This window comes from Candidatus Binatia bacterium (assembly GCA_036493895.1).
Classification (GTDB): Bacteria; Desulfobacterota; Binatia; order UBA1149; family CAITLU01; genus DATNBU01.
In genome coordinates this window covers 1-20,365 of sequence record DASXOZ010000013.1, presented here as the reverse complement: position 1 = coordinate 20,365, position 20,365 = coordinate 1, and the positions used below count along the sequence as shown (strand labels likewise).

At 67.8% G+C, this 20,365-nt stretch carries 16 protein-coding genes; 8 read left to right on the top strand and 8 right to left on the bottom strand.

Going from position 1 to position 20,365, the window contains the following annotated elements:
* Positions 1–3: 3 nt before the first annotated feature.
* A complete protein-coding gene (locus VGK20_02075; GenBank protein ID HEY2772819.1) occupies positions 4–612 on the top strand; it encodes a nitroreductase family protein in 609 nt (202 codons plus the stop codon).
* On the top strand, positions 609–1,169 hold the full coding sequence (locus tag VGK20_02070; protein ID HEY2772818.1) for a DNA-deoxyinosine glycosylase: 561 nt from the start codon (positions 609–611) through the stop codon (positions 1,167–1,169). The genes VGK20_02075 and VGK20_02070 overlap by 4 nt, the downstream gene beginning before the upstream one ends.
* Here the strand turns inward: VGK20_02070 and VGK20_02065 are convergent.
* From VGK20_02065 to VGK20_02045, 5 genes are all read right to left on the bottom strand, one after another.
* Positions 1,156–4,314, bottom strand: a complete 3,159-nt coding sequence (locus tag VGK20_02065) for a VWA domain-containing protein (GenBank protein ID HEY2772817.1) — start codon at positions 4,312–4,314, stop codon at positions 1,156–1,158. The genes VGK20_02070 and VGK20_02065 overlap by 14 nt on opposite strands.
* 23 nt (positions 4,315–4,337) lie before the next feature.
* Positions 4,338–5,159, bottom strand: a complete 822-nt coding sequence (locus VGK20_02060; protein ID HEY2772816.1) for a CbbQ/NirQ/NorQ/GpvN family protein — start codon at positions 5,157–5,159, stop codon at positions 4,338–4,340.
* Complete coding sequence (locus tag VGK20_02055; GenBank protein HEY2772815.1) at positions 5,156–6,430, bottom strand: tetratricopeptide repeat protein; 1,275 nt, start codon at positions 6,428–6,430, stop codon at positions 5,156–5,158. The genes VGK20_02060 and VGK20_02055 overlap by 4 nt, the downstream gene beginning before the upstream one ends.
* Positions 6,431–6,573: 143 nt before the next feature.
* Complete coding sequence (locus VGK20_02050) at positions 6,574–7,968, bottom strand: lysylphosphatidylglycerol synthase transmembrane domain-containing protein (GenBank protein HEY2772814.1); 1,395 nt, start codon at positions 7,966–7,968, stop codon at positions 6,574–6,576.
* 137 nt (positions 7,969–8,105) lie between these two features.
* Positions 8,106–8,867 (bottom strand): thioredoxin domain-containing protein, encoded by a 762-nt coding sequence (locus VGK20_02045; protein HEY2772813.1) that lies wholly within the window; start codon positions 8,865–8,867, stop codon positions 8,106–8,108.
* Positions 8,868–9,318: 451 nt separating this feature from the next.
* Between VGK20_02045 and VGK20_02040 the strand changes: the two genes are divergently transcribed.
* Complete coding sequence (locus VGK20_02040; GenBank protein ID HEY2772812.1) at positions 9,319–10,299, top strand: lysylphosphatidylglycerol synthase transmembrane domain-containing protein; 981 nt, start codon at positions 9,319–9,321, stop codon at positions 10,297–10,299.
* Here the strand turns inward: VGK20_02040 and VGK20_02035 are convergent.
* Positions 10,254–12,296: a hypothetical protein gene (locus VGK20_02035; GenBank protein HEY2772811.1), complete on the bottom strand. Its 2,043-nt coding sequence runs from the start codon at positions 12,294–12,296 to the stop codon at positions 10,254–10,256. The two genes, VGK20_02040 and VGK20_02035, sit on opposite strands and share 46 nt — an antisense overlap.
* A gap of 161 nt (positions 12,297–12,457) precedes the next feature.
* Here VGK20_02035 and VGK20_02030 point away from each other — a divergent pair, with 161 nt between their 5' ends.
* The 5 genes from VGK20_02030 (at position 12,458) to VGK20_02010 (ending at position 17,292) form a co-directional block, all read left to right on the top strand.
* Complete coding sequence (locus VGK20_02030) at positions 12,458–13,471, top strand: ketopantoate reductase family protein (GenBank protein HEY2772810.1); 1,014 nt, start codon at positions 12,458–12,460, stop codon at positions 13,469–13,471.
* A complete protein-coding gene (locus VGK20_02025) occupies positions 13,468–13,932 on the top strand; it encodes a Mov34/MPN/PAD-1 family protein (protein HEY2772809.1) in 465 nt (154 codons plus the stop codon). The genes VGK20_02030 and VGK20_02025 overlap by 4 nt, the downstream gene beginning before the upstream one ends.
* Positions 13,933–13,936: 4 nt before the next feature.
* Entirely contained in the window at positions 13,937–14,686 is a 750-nt protein-coding gene (locus VGK20_02020) for an alpha/beta hydrolase (GenBank protein HEY2772808.1), read from the top strand.
* A 2-nt stretch (positions 14,687–14,688) separates the two neighbouring features.
* Positions 14,689–16,665, top strand: a complete 1,977-nt coding sequence (locus tag VGK20_02015) for a hypothetical protein (GenBank protein ID HEY2772807.1) — start codon at positions 14,689–14,691, stop codon at positions 16,663–16,665.
* A gap of 123 nt (positions 16,666–16,788) precedes the next feature.
* Positions 16,789–17,292 (top strand): gamma-glutamylcyclotransferase, encoded by a 504-nt coding sequence (locus VGK20_02010; GenBank protein ID HEY2772806.1) that lies wholly within the window; start codon positions 16,789–16,791, stop codon positions 17,290–17,292.
* A 136-nt stretch (positions 17,293–17,428) separates the two neighbouring features.
* Here VGK20_02010 and VGK20_02005 read toward each other — a convergent pair whose 3' ends face one another.
* Positions 17,429–19,630, bottom strand: coding sequence for a M12 family metallo-peptidase (locus tag VGK20_02005; protein HEY2772805.1), 2,202 nt, complete (start codon positions 19,628–19,630; stop codon positions 17,429–17,431).
* Between the two features lie 396 nt (positions 19,631–20,026).
* On the bottom strand, positions 20,027–20,365 hold a 339-nt coding region (locus VGK20_02000), incomplete at its 5' end, for a tRNA (N6-isopentenyl adenosine(37)-C2)-methylthiotransferase MiaB (GenBank protein HEY2772804.1).

Genomic DNA, 20,365 nt, shown 5'->3' with positions numbered 1-20,365 from the left:
GCGATGACCAGCAGCGACAAACTTGCGAATCCCGACGTAACGATCCAGCCCCTGCTCGCCGAGCGCTGGAGCCCGTACGCCTACTCCGACCGCGACGTGTCCGAGGAAGACCTGAGGGCGATCTTCGAGGCCGCGCGCTGGGCTCCGTCGTCGTACAACGAGCAGCCGTGGCGCTACATCGTTGCGCGCCGCAGCGACGGGTCCGCGCATTCCGCGATGGTCGGCTGCCTCGTCGAAGGCAACCAGGTGTGGGCAAAGCATGCGCCGGTGCTCGCGATCGGAGTCGTGATGACGGCGTTTCGTCGAAACGCGAAGCCGAACAAGGCGGCCCAGCACGACCTCGGGCTGGCCAGCGGCAACATCTGCGTTGAGGCGACGGCGCGCGGCCTCTTCGTGCACCAGATGATCGGGATCGTTCCGGAGCGTGTGCGCGAGATCTACAAGGTGCCCGAAGGAGCCGAGCCGCTGACCGGCCTCGCGATCGGCTATCCCGGCGACGGCACCGGGCTCGACGAGCAGATCGTCGCGCGCGACCGCGGCGCGCGCACGAGAATGCCGGCGGCCGAGATCGTGTTCGCCGCGAGCTGGGGAGCGCCGGCGTTTCCGCGGTGAGCCCTCGCCAACGCGTGCGCGGGGCGCCGCGGCGGACCCGCCGGCGGCCGGCGCCCGTTTCCAGTTTCGCGCCGATTGCCGCAGCGGACTGCGAAATCCTGATCCTCGGCAGCATGCCGGGCACCGCGTCGCTCGCGGCCATCCAGTACTACGCGCACCCGCGCAACGCGTTCTGGCCGATCCTCGGCGATATCGTCGGGTTTGCTGCGGATGCAGCTTACGAAGAGAGATTGCGCGCGCTGCTTGCTGCGCGCATCGCGGTCTGGGACGTGCTGCGATCATGCCGCCGCCCCGGCAGCCTCGATTCAAACATTGACGCCGCGAGCGAGATCGCGAACGATTTCCCGCGTTTTTTTCGCGAACACCCGCGCCTCATTCGCGTGCTGACCAACGGCGGCGGCGCCACCGTGTGCTACCGTCGCCACGTTCTTGCCGCAGGGCACGGCAAGGACCTGCTGCACCTTGTCCTTCCGTCGACCAGCCCGGCCAACGCGTCGTGGACGTTCGCACGCAAGCTCGAAGCCTGGCGAGCCGCGCTTCTTCTCAGGTCCGCGTAAGCTTGCGATAGATGCGCACGAGCTCGCTCGGCAGCTCGTGGATGTCGTCGATCACCGCATAGCGCGCGCTCGGGCACATTTCGCCGAGATAGTCGTGGCCCGCCGGATCGACGGTGATGCAGAAAGTCTGGATGCCGCGCCTTTCGAGCTCGCGCAGCGCCTGCATCGTGTCGCGCAGTCCGTACACGTTCGAGCGCCGGTCGTCTCCGTAATCGAAGTCCTGCGGAAACCCGTCGCTCAGCAGGATCACGTGGCGCGAGCGCGCTGTCGTACGCGCGAGCTTCTCGCCGGCGTGGCGAAGCGCCGCGCCCATGCGCGTCGATCGCTTCGGCGCGATGCCGCCGAGGCGCCCTTTGACGACGTCGCTCAGCCTCTCCTGGAACGACTTGATGCGGTAGACTTCGACATTGTCGCGGCCGTGGCCGGAGAACCCGTAGATGGCATAGCTGTCGCCGATCTCGCCGAGCACCTGCGCGAGCACCGCCAGCGTGTCCTTCGCGAGGTCGATCACGCGGTTGCCGGACGCGGTGCCGTCTCGCTCGGGCAGCGGCTCATCGGTCGATGCGCTCATGTCGATCAGGAACAAGGTTGCGACGTCGCGCTCTTCCGGGCGACGCGCGACGTAGAGGCGGTCGCTCGGCGTGCGGCGGCCGCGCCGGTCGGAATGCGCCTCGACCAGCGCATTCAGGTCCAGCTCCTCACCCTGTTCGGTGCGCGGCACTCGTCGGAGTTGGTCCGGCCGCAGCATCTGGAAATCGCGCTTGATGCGCCCGACCAGCTCGCCGGAGCGCGCCAGCACGTCGACGAAGAACTCGCCCGCGTCCTGGCTTCCTTCGACTTCGGTGACGCGGCACCAGCGCCGGCGGTAGTCGTTGATGCGATAGTCCCACTCGTCGTAGTAGACGCTGGTGCCGGTGGCCTGGCGCGTCAGCCACGCGCGGATCGCCGCCGAATCGCCGCTGGCGATCTTTTCGCGAAGCTCGCGCAGTTGGTCGGCGGCAACTTTCCCGAGAAGGTCGGTAATGTAGAGGCCGAGGCCTTCCTCGATGCTGCCGTGCGCCTCGCTGATGCGCAGGTCGCCGCCGCGCTCGAGCAGCGATTTCAGCTCTTCGAGGGAAACCGGCCTGCCACCGCCCGGCGCCTGCTCGTCGTCGCTCAGCTGCAGGCGAACCTCGGCCGCAGTCTCGTCGCGCTCGGCGCGAGCCGGATCGGGGCGCCACGGTGCGGTATTCTGGCTTCGCTCGCCGCCGTCGAGGTGCTCGAAAGGATCGATCACCGTCGCTCCGCCCATCTCCGCGAACGCCAGCTCGCCGTCGTCGTCGCCGGCGCGCGCGTCGGCGAACGCAAGGCCTCCGTAGAACGCGATCGCAAGCGCGGCACTGTCGTAAACGGTGGCCTGCGGCGAGCGCAGCAGCTCGATGCTTGCCGCGAGAAACTCGCCCTGGGCACGAAGCCGCGGCTCGAGCTCCTCGACGCGGCGCCTGGCAAGCCCCATCTGGAACAGGGTCTCCAGCAGCCTTTCGTCGTGACGGTCCTGCGCGGCAGGAACCGTGGTGGCCGCGTAGAGGCGGCCGAGCCGCGCGAGCTCGGTGCGAAGGCCCGGAAAATCGCGCTCGAGGCAGGCATCGACGCGCACTCCGTCGAGCAGCACGAACAGCGACGAGGCCAGCAGCGGATTGGGGAAGCAGCCGAGGAATGCGATGACATCGCTCGCTTCGCCTGCATCGGCGGGCGGCGCAAGAGGCGGGATCCATCCGCGCGCCCCGAGCTCGCCGAGATCGAGCGAATACGTGCCGTACTCGAAGCGCCCCGCGATGTGCGTCGCGACGACCTTGTACAGTGCCTGGTTGTCGTCGGTCGATTCGAACAGGTCGACGCGCTCGGGAAGCCGGATCGCGACGTCCTCGGGAGCGGCAAGAGGCGGACGCATCCAGATGCCGGGGCCCGGCACGAGCTGGAACGAGCGCCGCGACATCATCGTGAGGTAGCGGCGCAGCATCCCGTCGACCTCTTCGAAGGCGACGGCCGTGCTGCGCTGCACGAGAAGCTTGTGCGAGGTGCGAGTCTCGAGCCGGAAGTGCGCAATGGCCGCCTCCGGGCCGGCGCTGCGTGCAAGCTCGATACCGCGCGAGACCCACAGCTCCACGCCTTCGCGGCCGCCGTCTTCGATCGCGCGGTCCATCGTGCGCAGGAAGGCGGGAAGCGCGGCGGGAGCGTCCGCGGCGATGCGCCGGGCATGCTCGAGCAGCAACGGCAGTGCATCGTGCGAGACGCCGTGCAGCACTCCGCCGACGAGAGCGAGGGAATCGGCCAGGGCATCGAACGTGGGGCAGGACGCGCAGGCGCGAAGCAGCGCAGCGGCATCCTCGCTCTGCAGATGCTGCACGGCGGCAGGTGTCGCCCCGAGGATCCGTTCTGCGGCTTTCGCATTCACCGCGCTGGCGGTCGCGACCAGCGCGAGCAGCGCATCGATCGCTTCGCAGCCGAGCTCGCAAAGAAGTGCAGGCGGAACCGGCGGCTTGGGATTGCGACCGGTGCTGCCGAGCACGGCGACGATGCCGGCCCACAGGCGAAATACACGCGAATCGGTGCGCCCGACGAGGCTCGCGGCGCCTCCGAGGTAGGACTCGGCAAGAAACTCGCTGCGCCAGCCGCCGCGGTCGAGCAGCGCCAGCGCGGCGCCTGACCATTCGTTGAGAGTCGCGACGTCCGGTTCACGCCCGCTTTCGATGATGGCGGCAGTCGCATCGATCGCGGCGGTCGCGAGACGCCGCGACGCGGCGGCCAGCCTCTGCAGCCCAGTGACCCACGCACTGCGAAGATCGGAAGGCCAGCTCCCGAGCGCTGCAGAATCGATGCGGAAAAAAGCGACGGCCAGCTCGCGCGGCATCGCCTCGTCGCCGGTCACTCCGGTCAGCGTGGATTGCCATGCGTCGTACGTTGCCTCACCGCGGGAGGCCGCGGCAACCGCACGAGGCAGGAACGCGTGCGCGAGACTCGTCGACGTCTGCGCGATCGCATCGGCACGCGTGAGAATGCCGTCAGCGAGGGAAGGCGCGAGACGTTCGAGGGCGGCGAGCGCTGCGGCACCATCGGCGCTCTCGCGCAGGTGACGGCTTTCGATCCATGCGCGCGCCCTGGCCATGGCCCGATTCGCCGCGGCAGTCTTTATGCGAAGATCGCGCTGACGAGCTCGCCGATCGCCGCCTGGGTCTGGCGGTCGTCGCTGAGCGCCCGCACGACCGTCGCCTCGCACGCCCGGCGCGGTGTCATGCCCTGGCGCACGAGCTGTCCTGCGTAAACCAGCAGGCGGGCCGAGACTCCCTCTTCGAGCCCGCCGGATTTGAGCTCGCGCACGCGCTCGCCGAGATGCGCCAGGTCCATCGCCGTCTCGGCCGGAATGCCGCTTTCATGCGCGATGATCTCGGCTTCCTTGTCGCGAGGCGGATAGTCGAACTCGAGCGTCACGAACCTCTGGCGCGTGGACGGCTTCAGGTCCTTCAGCACCGACTGGTAGCCGGGGTTGTAGGAGACGACGAGCGTGAAATCGGCGTGGGCCGCGAGCGTGATGCCGAGCTTGTCGACCGGAAGAATGCGGCGATGGTCGGTCAGCGGATGGATCAGCACCATCGTGTCCTTGCGCGCCTCGACGATTTCGTCGAGGTAGCACATCGCGCCGACGCGCACCGCCTGGGTGAGCGGTCCGTCCATCCACATCGTCTCGTCGCCGCGCACCAGATATCGGCCGACGAGATCGCTGCCGGTAAGATCCTCGTTGCACGCCACGGTGATCAGCGACTGGGGGCGCGCCTCGGTCTGCGGCAGCAGCTTCCACGCCATGAATTCGACGAAACGCGTCTTGCCGCACCCCGTCGGCCCCTTGAGCAGCACCGGCAGCTTCTGGCGAAACGCCGCCTCGAAGACCTCGACCTCGTCTCCGAGCGCGAGGTAGTACGGAGCCGCGAGGCCGTCGCTTGCGGCGCTGGTCACGGCGTCGCCCCCGCGGAGCCCTGCAGCGTGTCCATCACCTTGCCGGTCGCGTCGTCGACGAGGTCGATCGTTACCGGCTCGTGAATCCCGCCTGTCGCCGCGATCTGTCCGATCTTCGCGGCCATGCCCGACTTGAACTTGTCGCGCGCGAACGGCGGCATGCGGTCCATCGGGAAGTCCGCAATGCGCACGCTCCCGGCGGTGGCGGACTTCCATTCGAAGCGCACGACGCGCGGGCCGACGATCGGATGCATGATCAGCGGCTTTTCGGCGGCGCGCTGGAAGTCGCTCGTGGCATTGGTCGGGACGTCCCGGTCCGGAGCCGGGGGAGGCATCGGCATTCCGCCGCCGGGCATTCCGCCCGGTGCTCCACCAGGCATGCCGCCTGGCATTCCACCTTGCATGCCGCCTGGCGCACTACCCGGCATTCCGCCCGGCGCTCCACCCGGCATCCCCGCGCCCTGCCCTGGAGGTGCTCCGCCGGCCTCTTCCATTGCCTCGGCATGCGCTCCGGCGATTTTCTGAGGCTCGCGCCCTTCCATCTCGGCCAGTGCGTTCTCGACGTGCTGGCGCTCATCGGGATCGTCGGCGAGATCCATCGCGCGGTGCAACGACGCGATCGCGTCGTCCTTCTTGCCCTGCTTCTGCAGCGCAATGGCGAGGTTGAAATGCGCCTGCATGAACTTGGCGTCTTTCGCGATTGCTTTCTGGTACGTCGCGATCGCGTCGTCCACGTGGTCCTGGAAGAGCTGCGTCGAGCCGAGGTCGGTGATTGCGCTCGGATCGTCAGGATATTTCGCGAGGAATGCCTGGAAGCGTTTTTCGGCTTCCGGGAAATCGCCGCTGTCGTACGAGAGGTTGGCCGAGATGCGCAGGCCTTCGGCGTTGGCAGGGTCGAGCGCCATCAGCTTGTCGAGAGCCTGCTCGGCCGAAGCCCGGTACGAACCGTTGATCACGCTCGCGCGGTAGCGGGCGCGCGCGAGCTTCTGCCAGGCATCGACGCTCTGCGGATTCTTGTCGGCGTCGGCAGTGAGCCCGTCGAGGAAGTCGAGCACTTCCTTGGGAAGATCGATGCTCGGATGTCCGCTCGGAAGGCCGTCCTGTCCCCCTTGGCCGCCCGGTGCCTGCGCGGCGGCGCTCGCGCCGGGAGGGCCGCCGGGGCTTCCGGGCACGGCGCGCGGAACTTCCGTCGGCGTGCGCAGCGCGAAAAACGCCGCAACGCCGCCGGCGATGAGCAGCAGCGTGCCGACGATCACCGCCGGCAGCGGCACTCCATTCCTGACCGTCGCCCTGGCCGCCGCCCCGCCCGCGTGGCCGGCCGCAGCCGTTCCATCCTGCGGCGCGCCGCAGGAAGTGCAGAAGCGACTGCCGGAAGCACGGGGCGTTCCGCAACGGGTACAGAACGTGTCCGCGCTCACGAAGCCTCCGTCGGCGCCGATGCATGTCGCCCGGTCACGCGCTCGAGATCCTCGCGGGTGACCGCCTGGATGGTCGGATCGTTGCGCATCAACAGGATGATGCCGCCCGGTACCGACAGCGGGACCTTCTCGATCCAGAATCCGAGATTGCCGATCAGGAACGCCTTGACGGCGCCCGCTTTGCTGCCGAGCAGCCAGACGAACACCAGCTCGCGCACGCCTTCGCCGGAGGCCGAGGGCGCGATGAAGGTTCCGAGTGTCATTACGGCCGACGCGAACAGCACTTCGGGCGTGTGCACGCCCTCGGCTGCGATCGACATCGCGTTGCAGAAATACATCAGCGTCGTCGTCACCTGCCCGACGACGGCGAGCACGAGCGCAAACAGCAGGGTTCCGCGCTGGTGAGAGTAGGCGGTGGCCGACTGGACGACGTTGGTCGCGATGCGCCGGGCCTTTTCGTTCGGAACGAGCCGGATCAGTCCCGTGAACCACGCGGGCTGCAGCAGCACGAGAACGCCGAGCAGCATCGCGCCCGCGAGCGGCACCTTCAGCGCGCCGATCATCTCGCCGAAGGACTGGCCCTGGGTGACGCGGCCGGCGAACGGCATGAACAGCAGGATCGTCGCGAGCAGGCCGACCAGCCCGATGATGCGCTCGACCGCGAGCGCCGTCGTGCACTCGATCGGTTTTTTCGTCAGTCGCGCGGTCTCGTAGAGCCGCCACGCATCCAGGCCCATCGTGCTCGGCGTGACGATGCCGAAGTAACGTCCGATGAAGTAGGTGCTCGTAAGGAATCCGAACTTCATCTCGATGCCCTGGCCGGCCAGCAGGATCTGCCAGCGCCAGATATTCGCGAAGATCCCGACGAGCTTGATCGCCATCGCCGCGAGGAACCACGGCACGAACACCGAAGGCTTGACGCTCTTGATCTCGGCCCACAGGTCCGACAGCTCGGCCGGCACGAGCTGGAAGCCCTGGAGGCGCACGAACGCGTTCTCGGGCGCCTGCGCAAGCGGCACGAGCTGGTAGCTGCCGTCGCTTTGCTGCACGTACAGCGACTGCAACGCCGCCTCGCCACAGTGCCTCAGCGTCTTGATGCGGCGGCTCTGGCCGTCGGCGGTGCGCACGAAGACCGCCCCTTCGCCGGCGTTGCGGCACGCGTCCGCCATCGTCGACGGCAGGCGCGGCGGCGGCAGCTCCCGACCGGAAAGCCTGGCCTTCACGCGACCGACGATTCCCGGGTAGGCAGGATTGGAGACTTCGATCGCGCCGGGACTGGCGAGCTCGCTCGTCTTCACGGCAGCGTAGCCACCGCCGAACTCGACGAAAATGCCGGCGAAGATCGCCAGCGCGACCACGAACTTGAGGATCAGGGACAGTGCGTTTTTCATCGACGGGGATGCTGGTCGGTACGCCGGCGGCTGTCGCGGCGCAGGGCCGTGATGCCACAGGCGCGGACGAGACCGAAATCGCAAAAAAAAGCGGGGCCGCCCCGGAGGGCGGCCCCGCAATCACCGGGAGAAGCCGGTCAGCCCTTCTTCGCGTTCTTGATCTCGTCGTCGATGATCGACTTGTAGAGCTCGAACGAACGGCCTGCCGGCTGCTTGCCGTTGATGAAGAACGTCGGGGTGCCGCGCACGCCGACATCGCCCGCTTCCTTCATGTCGCTCGTGATCTGTGCCGCGATCTCGGGCGAGTCCATGTCCTTCTTGAACTGGTCCATGTTCAGGCCGATCTGCTTGGCGAACTCCTCGTACTTCTCCGGGGAGAGGTCACGCTGGTTCGAGAACAGCAGGTCGTGCATCTCGAAGAACTTGCCCTGTTTCTGCGCGGCGACGGCGGCCTTGGCGGCCGGCATCGCGTTCGGGTGGAACGGAAGCGGGTAGTTCTTGAAGACGAAGCGCACGTCCTTCGGGTAGGCGTCGATGATCTGGTGCACCAGGTCCTTGGCCTGTCCGCAGAACGGGCACTGGAAGTCCGACCACTCGACGATCGTCACCGGCGCGTCGTTCGGCCCCTTGGCGGGCGCGGTGCCGATGTTGATGTCGTACTTCTTGTTCGGGTCCGGGGCGTTGGGGGCCGCGGGACGGGCGCCGGCAGCGACCTTGGTCGCCAGGTCCTTGTTCGACTTGTCGAGCGCGTCGAGCTTGGTGACGATGTCCTTCTGCTGGGCCTCGATCCTCTCGACCGACGCTTTGATGTCCCCGACAGCCTGCGGATCGGCGCAAGCCGACAGCGTCAGGGCCGCGGCTGCGGCCAAAAGGGCAATGGAACGGAACGGTGCTTTCATTTCATCCTCCAGGTTGAATCGAGTGAACATCGGCCCATCGCCGCTCGGCGACGGGGAACTCGTGGACAAGACGGGCCAGCGCGGCGGTTATTCGGACCGCCGGTCCTGCCCTGTCTTCGCCAGGTGCTGCTCGGTGACGTACGGCGTGTGTTCGAACGTTCGTCTCGGGCTGTCCCCGGGCCAATTGCGCAGCGCCGGGGTCTGGCCCTGCTAGTCGTTCGTCGCGTCCTGCCTCCCGATTGCCGCGCCGGCAATGGGGCGGCATTTTTTCGGCGGAAGGCCGGGGTGTCAAGGCGCCGTTTCCGGTCTCCGGCCGCCTTGCGCCGCGACGAGGACGGCGGGCGGGACCTGGGCAGGCCGGGGCCGCCGGCTTGGAGCGGCCGCTGGAACGGTGGTATTCGCGTAGTCTGCCGTGAGCACAAAGCCCCGCCGGTCCGGGAGAGCTCTTTTGATGCGCGTCGCCTCTCCCTTGGCCAAGGTGGGGGTGTCGGCCGGGGCCCTCTACCTCGTCGTCAGCCGCATCGACACCGCGGCGATGGTCCGCGCCTTGTCGGCCGCCGACCGCACCGACGTCGTCGTGGTCATTTTGCTGTACCTGGTCGGCCAGGCCCTGACGGCGTGGCGCTGGAAGCTGATCGCGTCGCGGGTCGGCTTCACCGAGCCGATGGCCGAATTCCAGCGCTACTACTTCATCGGCATGTTCTTCAATCTGTTCGGCCCGGCCACTCTCGGCGGCGACGTCGTGCGCGCGCTCTACCTCGGCGCCTCGGCCGGGCGCCGCGCCGTCGCGCTGCACACGGTGATCTTCGACCGCTTGTCGGGGCTCGTGATGCTGGTGTTCGTCGCGGTCGCGGCGATCGTGCTGTTCGGGCGCTTCGACCTCCCGTGGCCGATGATCTGGCTGGTCGTCGCCAGCGGCACCGCGATGGCCGTCGGCTGGTTCCTGGTCCCGATGCTTGCGCGACGCATCCTGCCCGAAAGCGGCCGCCTCAACCGGATGATCGAAAGGGACCTCGAGCCGTTCTGGAAAGATCGTCGCCTTCTGGTGCGCACCGCGGGAATCTCCGCGTGCTTCCACATCATGCAGGCTTCGTCGCTGATCCTGCTCGGCAACGCCGTCTCGATGCACGTCGACTGGCGCTACTACTTCATCTTCCATCCGCTGGTGTCGGTGCTGAGCGCCGTGCCGGTGAGCGTCGCGGGGCTCGGCATCCGCGAGGCCGGCTACGTGTGGTTCCTGCAGCACGTCGGCGTCAACGGCGACACGGCGCTGGTGTTCAGCATCCTGTGGTTCATCGTGCTGCTCGCCTCGTCGCTGGTCGGCGGCGTCGTGTTCCTCGCCAGCGGCGCGCAGGTACCGACGCTGCGCGCCCAGCCGCGCGTGCGTCACGCGCCCAGTGATGAGGAAACCCAGTTGCCTTCGGCGTCGTAGTCGACCTGGTACGTCTTCTTCATCAGCTCGCGCATCTCGGCGGCGGTCTTCTCCTTGCCCGGCTTGAGAAAGCCGGTGTGCTCGGAGGCGTACCACAGCACGTCCTGCGTGAAATCGCCGCCGGAGCTGGCGTTGACGACGAACACCGGCAGGTCGCTGAAGAAGAACTTCCAGATCTCCATCTGCGCGGTCAGCCGGTCGAGCACGATGCGGCCGAGGGCCTCGTCGCCGTTCATCAGCGCGGCGACGTCGCCGCGCTTGGCCTGCTCGAAAGCCGCCAGCAGCCGGTCGCCGACGACCCCCTGGCTGATCAGCAGGCTCGAGAGGTCGGTGTAGTCGTTGTAGAACGGATGCGAGCCGCCCGAAGGCGTTCCGCCGCGCAGCAGGAACTCGACGGCCTGCGACGGGCTGAGACGGCGGATCGCGAAATCGTACTCGGAGTCGCGCTCGAGCATCACGACGGCGCCGATCTGGTGGACGTCGCGGTCGCAGAAGTACGTGTCGGAATCGGGATCGTACAGCAGCCGCTCGTCGGGATACTGGTGCGTGACGCGGCCGAGGCTTTCGCGTGATCCGCCGGCGCCGTAGTCGGCGGTGGCGTTCTCGAGGATCGGCTCGGATTCGGCGAGCACGAGGTCGCGTGACAGCAGGTTGCGCGAGCGCATGTAGAAGAAGCGCTCCGACGGCCACACGTCCCACTGGGCCTTGCCCGACGGCACGATGTGGATCCAGTCGTCCTGGCAGAGGTAGCCGACCGTTCCCATGATCTCGGTCGCCTTCTTGCGGTCGCCCTTGTGTTCGATCGCGTAGCGGCGCTCGAGCTCGCGGCGCCTCGCGTGCACGTTGCGTTCGCCCCAGAACGTCGCGGCCTCGGTCTTGCCGGCGCTGCTTGCGCCGAGGAATACGGTGCCCGCGCCGCTGCTCGCGAGGATCGCGCACGAGGCATGCGCCGACAGCACTTCGGCGCGCGACATCACGGTGGTGACGCCGGCGTGAATGCCGCGGTTCTTGATCTCGCCGTGGTAGTCCGTGTTGATCGTGATCACGTAGATGGCCTCGCCGATCTCCTCGAGCGGGCACGCGTACAGGAAGCACGACGGAGGGATCGACTTGGACGCGCCGTCGAAGAACTGGGAATCGCGCAGCCGGCTCGGCAACCCGAGCGTCATCGGGTTCTGCTTCTTGGCCTTGAGCTGGGCGACGTATTCCTTGTAGGCGCGCTCGTTCGGCGGAATGCCGACCACCGAGATCACGCGCACCATCGGCACCGGTTTTTCGAGCAGGCGGAAGCGCTCTTCGAGCGCCGTCTGCAGCTCGAGGGCGACCGGGTCGTTCAGCTGGAAGAAATTCGCCTGCGTGGTGCGGTAGAGCTGGTCGATGTTGCCGCGGTGCTCGCACTGCACGCCGGCCGACAGGAAACGGGCCCTCAGCGTCTTCTCGTCCGACAGCACGGCCATCGCCTCGAGCCAGGCCCGGGCTTCCTTGACGTCGCGGTCGTGGGTCTTCTTGTCGATGCGCGCCACCAGGCGATCGGTCAGCGTCGACTGCGTCGTGTTGTGGGAGTTGAGCAGCGGGCCGATCGTCGAGTCCTCGGCCGTCTCGGCGTCCTGGCGCAGGATGACGTCGCCGCGGTCGTTGATGCCGATTTCGCGAAGCCCCGGATTGTGACGGATGTACAGGCCTTCGTTGGCGATCAGGCGGCCGATCTGGACCTTGGCGCCGTCCGAGAGGCGAGCCTGGTCCGGGGTGAGGTGGCAGACCTCGACCGGAACGATGTAGGAAGCGAGCTGCTTGGTCATGTCGGACGTGTAGACGCGTACCCGGCGGCCGAGGTCGGTTACCGTGATGCCGGCGTCGCGAATGCGGTCGATGTCCAGTGCGCTCTCCTCGGCCATCAGCAGGCGGCCGCCCGGGTCGCGCGCAAGCTTGCGCGAGGACACGGCCTTCGGCTTGAGGAAGCGCTCCATCGACGTCGAATCGTTCGGGGTCTGTTCCATTCGAATCTCTCTCGGCATACCGGGCACGTTGCCGGGTCGTACGGGGAGGCTCCCAGCCTCGAAGGAAAAGGCGGCCCATACCGGATGCGTCGCAGTGCGTCAAACGAGCGGCCTCGGCAGGCGCCGGACGCGAGGCAATCGGGCCGGAAAAGGATCGAAACGTGGACGCACCAGAAGGCGCGACCTTCGAAGTTTCTGAGCCGGGCCGTGAGCGCGTGCTCGTCGCCGGCTGCGGGGCGATCGGCTCGGTGCTCGCCTGCCTGCTGGCCGAGGACGGCTGCCGGATCGACGCGATCGGCCGCGGACCGCATTTTGACGAGGCTCGCACGCGCGGCCTTCGTGTCGAAGGGATCTGGGGCATCCACGAGGCGCCGCTGGCGGCCGCGTTCACGGAAGGCGCCGCGGCGTGCGGCCCCTACGATGCGATCCTCGTCACCTGCAAGGCCTCCCAGACCCCGCCGCTGCTGCGCTCCCTTCCTGACGGCTGCCTTGCCGGGCAGGGACGCGCGATCTCGCTGCAGAACGGTCTCGGCAACGTCGAAAAGCTCGCGGAGCGCTTTGGAAGGGAACGCTCGCTTGCCGGCCGCGTGATTTTCGGCGCAGAGATCGCCGCCCCCGGCACTGTGCGCGTCACCGTCGAAGCCGAGCCGACGCTGATCGGCCATCCCGCGTCCGCGCACGACGACGGAGCCGATCGGTGGGCGGCGCGCTTTGCGCGAGCCGGCATTCCCGCTGCGCCGAGCGAGGCCATCCTCGGCGCGCTGTGGGGCAAGGTCTTCTACAACGCCGCGCTCAATCCGCTCGGCGCGCTGCTCTCGCTGTCTTACGGCGAGCTGGCCGCCGACCCGGCGAGGCGGCGCGTGATGGATCGCGTGATCGACGAAGCGTTCGCGGTGGCCGAGGCCGAAGGCGTCCGCCTGGCATGGAAGGATGCCGCCGAATACCGCCGGGTCTTCCACGAGCGCCTGGTGCCGGTCACGGCCGCGCACCGATCGTCGATGCTCCAGGACCTCGAGCGCGGCCGGAGGACCGAGATCGACGCAATCTGCGGTGAGGTGTGCCGCCGCGGCGATGCCCGCGGCATTGACGTTTCCGCCAATCGGGTGCTTCTGGCACTGGTGCAGGAACGAAGTGCGGCGGCGGGGGCGACGCGGCGGGACCGGCTCGGACGATGACGACGTTGATCCAGGCAGCGACGATGAACGAAGTGCGCGAACACTGCTGCCTCGAGTATCCGGACGAGGCCTGCGGCATCGTCGTCGCGTTCGCCGACGGAGCGACGCGCGCACTGCGCATTCGCAACATCCAGGACGAGATGCACGCGAAGGATCCCGCCAATTATCCGCGCACGGCCAGGATCGCGTACTCCGGCCATCCCGACGACCTGCGGCGTGCGCTCGAGGTTGCCGACACCGGCGGTGCCACGCTGCTTGCGTTCTACCATTCGCACCCGGACCACGAGTCGTACTTTTCCGCGGAAGACACGGCGCAGGCCACTCCGTTCGGAGAGCCGTCGTACCCGGATGCACTGCAGCTCGTCGTTTCGGTCTACGACCGGCAAGTGCGCGCGATCAAGGCGTTCGGATGGTCTGCGCGCGACGGTGCCTACGTCGAACGCGCGTGGGCCGAGCAGTAGCGGCATGCAGGTCTGTGTCGGAAACCTCGACGTGCGCTACGAGATCGCCGGCGATCCCGCGCGGCCCGTCGTCACGTTCGTGCACGGGCTGGCCGCCTCGCTCGAGATCTGGAGCGGCATCGCCGAGCGGCTGTCCGATCGTTTCCGCGTGCTTCGCTACGACCTGCGCGCCCACGGCGGCACGACGGCTGCCCCGGGGCCCTGTACGCGCCACGACCTTGCCGCCGACCTCGTCGGGCTTCTCGATGTGCTCGGCATCGAGCGCAGTGCACTGGTCGGGCACAGCGCCGGCGGCGTCGTCGTGCAGCAGACCGCGGTGGATTTTCCGTCGCGCACGAGCGCGCTCGGCCTCATCGGCACCGCCAGCGAGTGCAACGACAAGACGGCCGCGTGGTATTCGCACTGCATCGAGGTCGCGCGCGAAGAAGGCGGTGCGGCGATGATGAAGCTGATGGGCATGAAGCCCGAGCGCAGTCCGGTCCCCGACGGTCCCGGCGCCGCGTTCGTCATCGAGGCCATGCGCTCGCTCAATGTCGATCCGCTGACCGAGGCGCTGCGCGGCGTCGCGGCGGCCACTATCGTCATCGTCGGAGAGAAGGATTTCCTCGGCGTCGGCGGCTCGGTGATCCTCAGCCGCAACATTGCCGGCAGTGAAATCGAAATCGTCGCCGGCCGCGGCCACGGCATCTATCTCGAAGATCCCGACTGGTTTGCCTCAAGGCTCGGCGACTTCCTTGCCCGTCACCTCGGCTGAGCATGGAGCCCGGCGAAGCCGGTTCGCGTCGCTGGATCTGGTTTCGCAGGCTCGCGCTGGCGCATTTCGCCCTGCTGGTCGCGATTCGCCTGCTGTGGGATTCCGACGACTTCACGAACTGGGACCTGATCAGCTTCCTCAACGCGAATTCCTTCGTCACGCTGGGTAACCTGCTCGCGCGGCCGGAACTGCATTTCCACAATCCGTTTTCGTTTCCGCTGTACAACACCGGCGCCGAGTCGGTGCTTTCGGTGCTGCTGCACCGTCTTTTCAGCCAGGTGAGCCTGTTCTGGTCGAATACGGCGGTGCTGGTGGTCTACGACGTGATGTTCGTCGCCGCGGCGGCGGCGCTTTTCCGGCTGGTGCTGCGCGATCCGTTCCCGGAGGGCCTGGCATGGCTGCTGCTGGCGATGTCGCCGGTGGTGCTGACGAACCTTTCGATCTCGGCGTTCAACATGCAGGCCTTCGCGACGATCACGTTCGCGGTGCTCGGTTGCGAGCTGATGTTGCAGGGCGGCGCCATCCGCGGCCTGCTCGCGCTCGCGCTCGCGTTCGCGTGGATCTCGCAGGCGTACCCGCTCACGTTCTTCCTGCCGTTCTACGCGCTGGGCTGGATCGGCGTCCGGACCGTTGCGCTGGCAACGAAGGGCGAGCCGCGGCGCACGACGGTGCTGCGCAGCCTACTCGCGGTCTCGGCGGTGCTCGCAGGCGTCGCCGTCGTCAACCTCGGATCCGACGGCGCCTACGTTCACAAGGTGCTGCACATGTCGGCCGGGCCGTGGAACCCGGATTCGCGGCGCCCGCCACCGCCGCTTGTCGCTCGCGTTGCCGCACTTGCCGGCATCGGGTTCTTCCCGCGTTTCGATCGGGGGGCCGTGCTCGGAGGTTTCGCGCCGTACGCACTGGTGGCCTCGCTCGTCGTGTTCGGCGTTCTCGCTTGTCTCGGCCGCTGGCGGGCAAAACTGCCGCGCCCGTCTCCGACACTGCTCGGCACCGTTCTCGTGCTCGGATGGTGCGGACTGCTGCTGTTCGCGTATTCGCCCGGCTTCATCGCCCGACCGGTCAAGAGCCAGCGCCTGTTCTTCGGCGATTTCTTCCTCGTACTCGCGCTGGCCGGCCTTGCGCTGTGGATGCTGCGCCAGCTGTGCATCCCGGCGCGCGTGCTCGTTGCAACCTGCCTTCTGCTCGGCGCGGCCAGCGATGCGTGGGTGCTCGGCTGCGTCTTCACGGTCGATCACCACATCGACCACCGGCCGCTGTTCGACTACGACCCGGCCGACGGCATCGTGCGCCACCAGATGCAGGAAATGATCCGCGTGATGCGCCACGAAGCCGACGACGAGCACGCCGGCCTCATCATCTACTATCCGCGCAGCAGGTCGGAGAACGCCACGGACCCGTCGATGTTCTTCGCGCGCTTCCTGCGCGAGTTCGGCACCTGGCGCGGCCGCGCCGACGTGCTGTTCCCGTGCCGCTTCTGCTCGGTACGCTACGGCTGTCCTTTTCCGAACACCGCCTCCACTCCGTGCGGCAGGCGTTGCTGCTACGCCGACCCCGCCCGCCAGGCCGGGCGCCTGCTGCCGCTGCGGGACCGTAGCGTGTACGTGTGGTGGTACAGTGACCGGACGGACGACGACGACCGGCGCGATGCGGCGCTGGATGAGTTGTCCGAAAGCTATTCGCTGGTCGATCTGGGCGCGCCGTATGCGCGCAGCCACTGGCGCCACTGGCTGCTCGTCCCGAACGGCAAAGAGCGGCAAGGCAATCAGGCGCGCAAAGCGGCGCCGGTTCAGGGGACGGCGCGCGATGCAGGGCCGCCGGTGCAAGGGGAGGCGCGCGATGCAGGGCCGCCGGTTCAAGGGGAGGCGCGCGATGCAGGGCCGCCGGTTCAAAGGCGGGCGCGCGACTCCGCGGCGCCGGCTTCGAGCCCGCCCCGCGTGCCCGAGAGGGGTGCGCGGCGGCTCAGGCCGCCAAGCTGAGTGGCGCCGGCGGGAGCTGGAATCGGAAGATCGTTGCTCCGAGCCCGACGTTTTCCATGGCGCGAGCTTCCCGCTTGCCGGAAGGCTTGCCCCCGCCTGTCGCCGGCTGCGTCGTCGGCCGCCGTGGACGACTCTCGCTGGTATTTCGCGTACGGCAGCAACATGCAGCGCGCGACGATGCGCGGTCGCCGGATGATCGAGCCCCTGGAGGTTCGCGTCGGGCGCCTCGACGGCTATGCGCTGTGTTTCGACATCCCGATCGGCGGCGGCGAGCGCGGTGTCGCGAACCTGGCCTTCGCGACGGGTCGCGCTGTCTGGGGAGTGCTGTACCTGCTGACGCAGCAGCAGCACGATCATCTCGACATGACCGAAGGGGTTCCGTCCGGCGTCTACCGCCGCATCCAGGTGGACGTGGATGCGGAGGGCACGATCGTCGCGGCCGAGACGCTGCTCAGCGAGAGGCGCGACCCGCTGCGCCGGCCGTCCCACCGCTACCACAGCATCGTCGTCGAAGGCGCGCGCGAGCACGCCCTTCCGCCGGACTACGTCGCGTCGCTCGAGGCGCTCGAGCTTGCGTGGGACGAGCGCGAGGGCGCCGTCAACCCACCGGGCCTCGCTCGTCGCTGAAGCAACTCCAGTCCCGGCAGGAAGCCAGGGTCCGGGACAAATTTGCCTGGAGTTGTTTTTGAAGCGCGAACGTCGCGGGAAAATGCATTTCGACGCGGGTGGCACCGGTGCGGTGCCACCCGCGTCGCTCTGTCCATCAAAGGCAGGTGAACGTGGCGTGGCCTCCACTCGTGTTGCAGGAGCCTGAGCAGCACTGGCTGTTCATCGTGCAGCCCGCCCCTTTGGCCTTGCACTGGCACGCGGCCGTCGTGCTGCATCCCGCGTCGGCGCAATCGACTTTGCCGTTGCAGTTGTCATCGATGCCGTTGCCGCAGATCTCGGCAGCACCGCTGCAGTCGAGCTTGCAGGTAGAGCAGGTCTCCGCGCTCTGGCAGATGCCGTCGCCGCAGCAGTAGCTCGTCGCCGCCTTCGTCACGGTCGTGCACTGGCGTCCGCTCGCAGTGCAGCGGGCGTCGTTGCAGGAAACCGGGCTGGAGCCGCCGCCGTCGCCGCAGCAATAACGGCTGCCCGGCTTGCCGCCCTGGACGCCGTTGCAGTCGGCGGGGCAGGACACGCAGTCCTCACCGTTGCCCGCTTCGCAGATACCATTGCCGCAGCGGGCGCCGCCGCTGGTCCCGCTTGCGCAGTCGTGCGGGCAGCTCGTGCAGTTCTCGCCCGGCTCGCAGACGCCGTTGTTGTTGCAGATCGGGCAGCCGGTGCAGCTCGCCTTGTTGAAGGCGCTGCACGTCGAATTGCAAGACAGCGTGCCGCCGGTGCAGCCCTGCGTCGAGCAGGTCTGGCCGCCGAGGGCCGAGCCGTCGCAGACCTCCCCACTGTTCAGCACACTGTTGCCGCAGTTCGAGCAGGTGCTGGTCACCAGCGTGCAGGTCGGCGAGCACGTCAGGGTGCCACCCGAAAAGCCGAGCGAAGAGCAGGTCGCGCCGCCGAGATTGATCCCGTCGCACTGCTCGCCCGCATCGAGCTTGCCGTTGCCGCAGTTCGGGGCGGCAAAGCAGGTCGGGTACGACTGCGCGCGCGCGACGACGTGCTGTTTCATGCGGTCGGCTTCGCGCGACGGCATCGTGCCGCAGGTCTGGAACTGCCCGAACGTCATCGCGATGTTGCCGTAGCCGCCGGTGCGCTGGTGGCAGTAGCTCATGATCGTGCCGGCGCCGCCGCCGCTGGTGAAATACGGAGTGGGTGCGGCGCAACTCGGGAGCTGAACGGTCGCGCCGGTCTGGCAGCCGGCCCAGCAGTTGTCGATCGGCATCGCGCTGCCGCCGATGTTGCAGTAGTCGTGGGTGTGCGGGGAGTTGAAGTTGTGGCCGATCTCGTGCTGCACGACGATGATGTCCCACACCACGGAGGCCGGGCTGTCGGCCTGGTTGCCGTCCCAGTTGAACGTCGCGCCGAGGCTTGCCGAAAGGCCGTAGTCGGACGAGCCGCCTCTGGCCTGGTAGTTCTGGCAGAGCACGCCGACGTAGGCGATGCCGCCGCCGAGGCCCTTGCCCGACAGCATGTGGACCGTCGTGCGGTTGACGCTCGACATGTTGGCGTTCCAGTAGTTCTGGAACTGGGTCAGCGCATCGCTCATGCCGCACGGAGCATTGTCGGCCACACCGTCGCCGTTGGTGTCGATGCACACGGGAATCGTCCACGGGTCGGAGTCGGGGCCGCCGGTCCACAGCCGCGCGTACCCGATCTGCATGTCGGTGCTGATCTCGCGCGAGTACGTCACGTCGGCATAACCGATCAGGCTCGCCATGTAATTGAGCGCGGCCGTCGTGTTGCCGAACTTCGCGTAGTACTCGTAGTCGGTCTCGATCGCGATGCTCGCGACGTAAGGCTGGTCGAGCACGGTGCCGCTGTTCGCCGTCGCGTCGCCCGAGGCGACCGCGGCTTCGTCGACGCCGAGGCGCAAGTCACCCGCCAGGCCGTCGTTGCCGCACGCGAACGGCGGCAGGTCGTCGGCTTCGGCTTTTTTCGAGTGCAGCGCTCTCTGGTTACGTCCCTTGCCTACCAGCCACGACTGGCCCTTCTTCTGGACGAGGCCCTGGACCTCGCCGCTCTCGTCCACCGAGATCACGGCAACCGACGCATCGTCGCCGGCCACCTTCCCCTTGAAGTACGCCGTCCCCGGAGGGGTGACGCGGCGGCCGTCCACCTCGACCACCGCGTCCTGCCTCCAGACGTCGTAGCGCTGGAGGTCGAGGGTGTCCGCCGCGGTCTGTCCTTCCAGCACCAACCCCTTGACAACCAGCCCCGCACCCTTGCCGACACCACGCGCCGTCTGGGCCAGGTCACGCCCACCTGCGCGGACCTGGACCGGAGCGGCCATCGCGGCTGCCGGGATGGACAAACTGACGAAAATACCGAGTGCTGACGCACCACGGCAGACACACTTCGATCGATGGAACACGGAATCCCCCCTTCTCTGAGGACAGGTTTTTTGTTGAACCCGCAGACGCCAGAGTGCGGGGCCACGTCGCCCTCGTGGGTGCGGGAAAGGTGGCACGCCCCCTTCCGGAGGACAAGCTGATTCTCGTCAAAGCAAATAGGAAATCCCCGACCTGAGGCAAAAAGTGCAACCAGTCAGGGGCACTGCACGAATTCTTCCCGGGGATAAAAAATGTGCATTCGGGTAGCGGATGGCCTCTACCCGCACGGGGGGAGGGAGAAGACAGGTCGAATGCGCCCCGCGAGCGCGGGGGCGACTGCGCAGGAAATCAGCAGCGGCCGGAAGTCGCCGCCGGCGTCAGGCCGGGATCTCGCGTCCGGTCAGGGTCTGGGACGTGGCCCCTTCGACGAGCACCGTCGCGAGCTGCCCGAGCTGGGCTCCGGCCGGCTCGAAGGCCACCGTCTTGAACTGGCCGTTCTTGCCGGCCAGCCAGTGCGGCTGCTTCTTCGGCGTCGACTCGACGAGAACTTCGGTCGTTCGACCGATCATCTTCGAGTTGATTGCCAGCGCCCTTTGCTGCTGCTCGGCGATGAGTCTCCCGAGGCGCTCGTGCTTGAGCGCGTTGCTGACGTCGTCTTCCAGGCGGAACGCGCGGGTCCCTTCGCGCGGCGAGTAGTGGAACAGGAACGCGTGGTC

Coding starts and splice junctions, on each gene's coding strand:
- VGK20_02075 (HEY2772819.1), top strand. CDS start 4: ATGACCAGCAGCGACAAACTTGCGAATCCCGACGTAACGATCCAGCCC.
- VGK20_02065 (HEY2772817.1), bottom strand. CDS start 4,314: ATGGCCAGGGCGCGCGCATGGATCGAAAGCCGTCACCTGCGCGAGAGC.
- VGK20_02050 (HEY2772814.1), bottom strand. CDS start 7,968: ATGAAAAACGCACTGTCCCTGATCCTCAAGTTCGTGGTCGCGCTGGCG.
- VGK20_02045 (HEY2772813.1), bottom strand. CDS start 8,867: ATGAAAGCACCGTTCCGTTCCATTGCCCTTTTGGCCGCAGCCGCGGCC.
- VGK20_02040 (HEY2772812.1), top strand. CDS start 9,319: ATGCGCGTCGCCTCTCCCTTGGCCAAGGTGGGGGTGTCGGCCGGGGCC.
- VGK20_02035 (HEY2772811.1), bottom strand. CDS start 12,296: ATGGAACAGACCCCGAACGATTCGACGTCGATGGAGCGCTTCCTCAAG.
- VGK20_02025 (HEY2772809.1), top strand. CDS start 13,468: ATGACGACGTTGATCCAGGCAGCGACGATGAACGAAGTGCGCGAACAC.
- VGK20_02020 (HEY2772808.1), top strand. CDS start 13,937: ATGCAGGTCTGTGTCGGAAACCTCGACGTGCGCTACGAGATCGCCGGC.
- VGK20_02015 (HEY2772807.1), top strand. CDS start 14,689: ATGGAGCCCGGCGAAGCCGGTTCGCGTCGCTGGATCTGGTTTCGCAGG.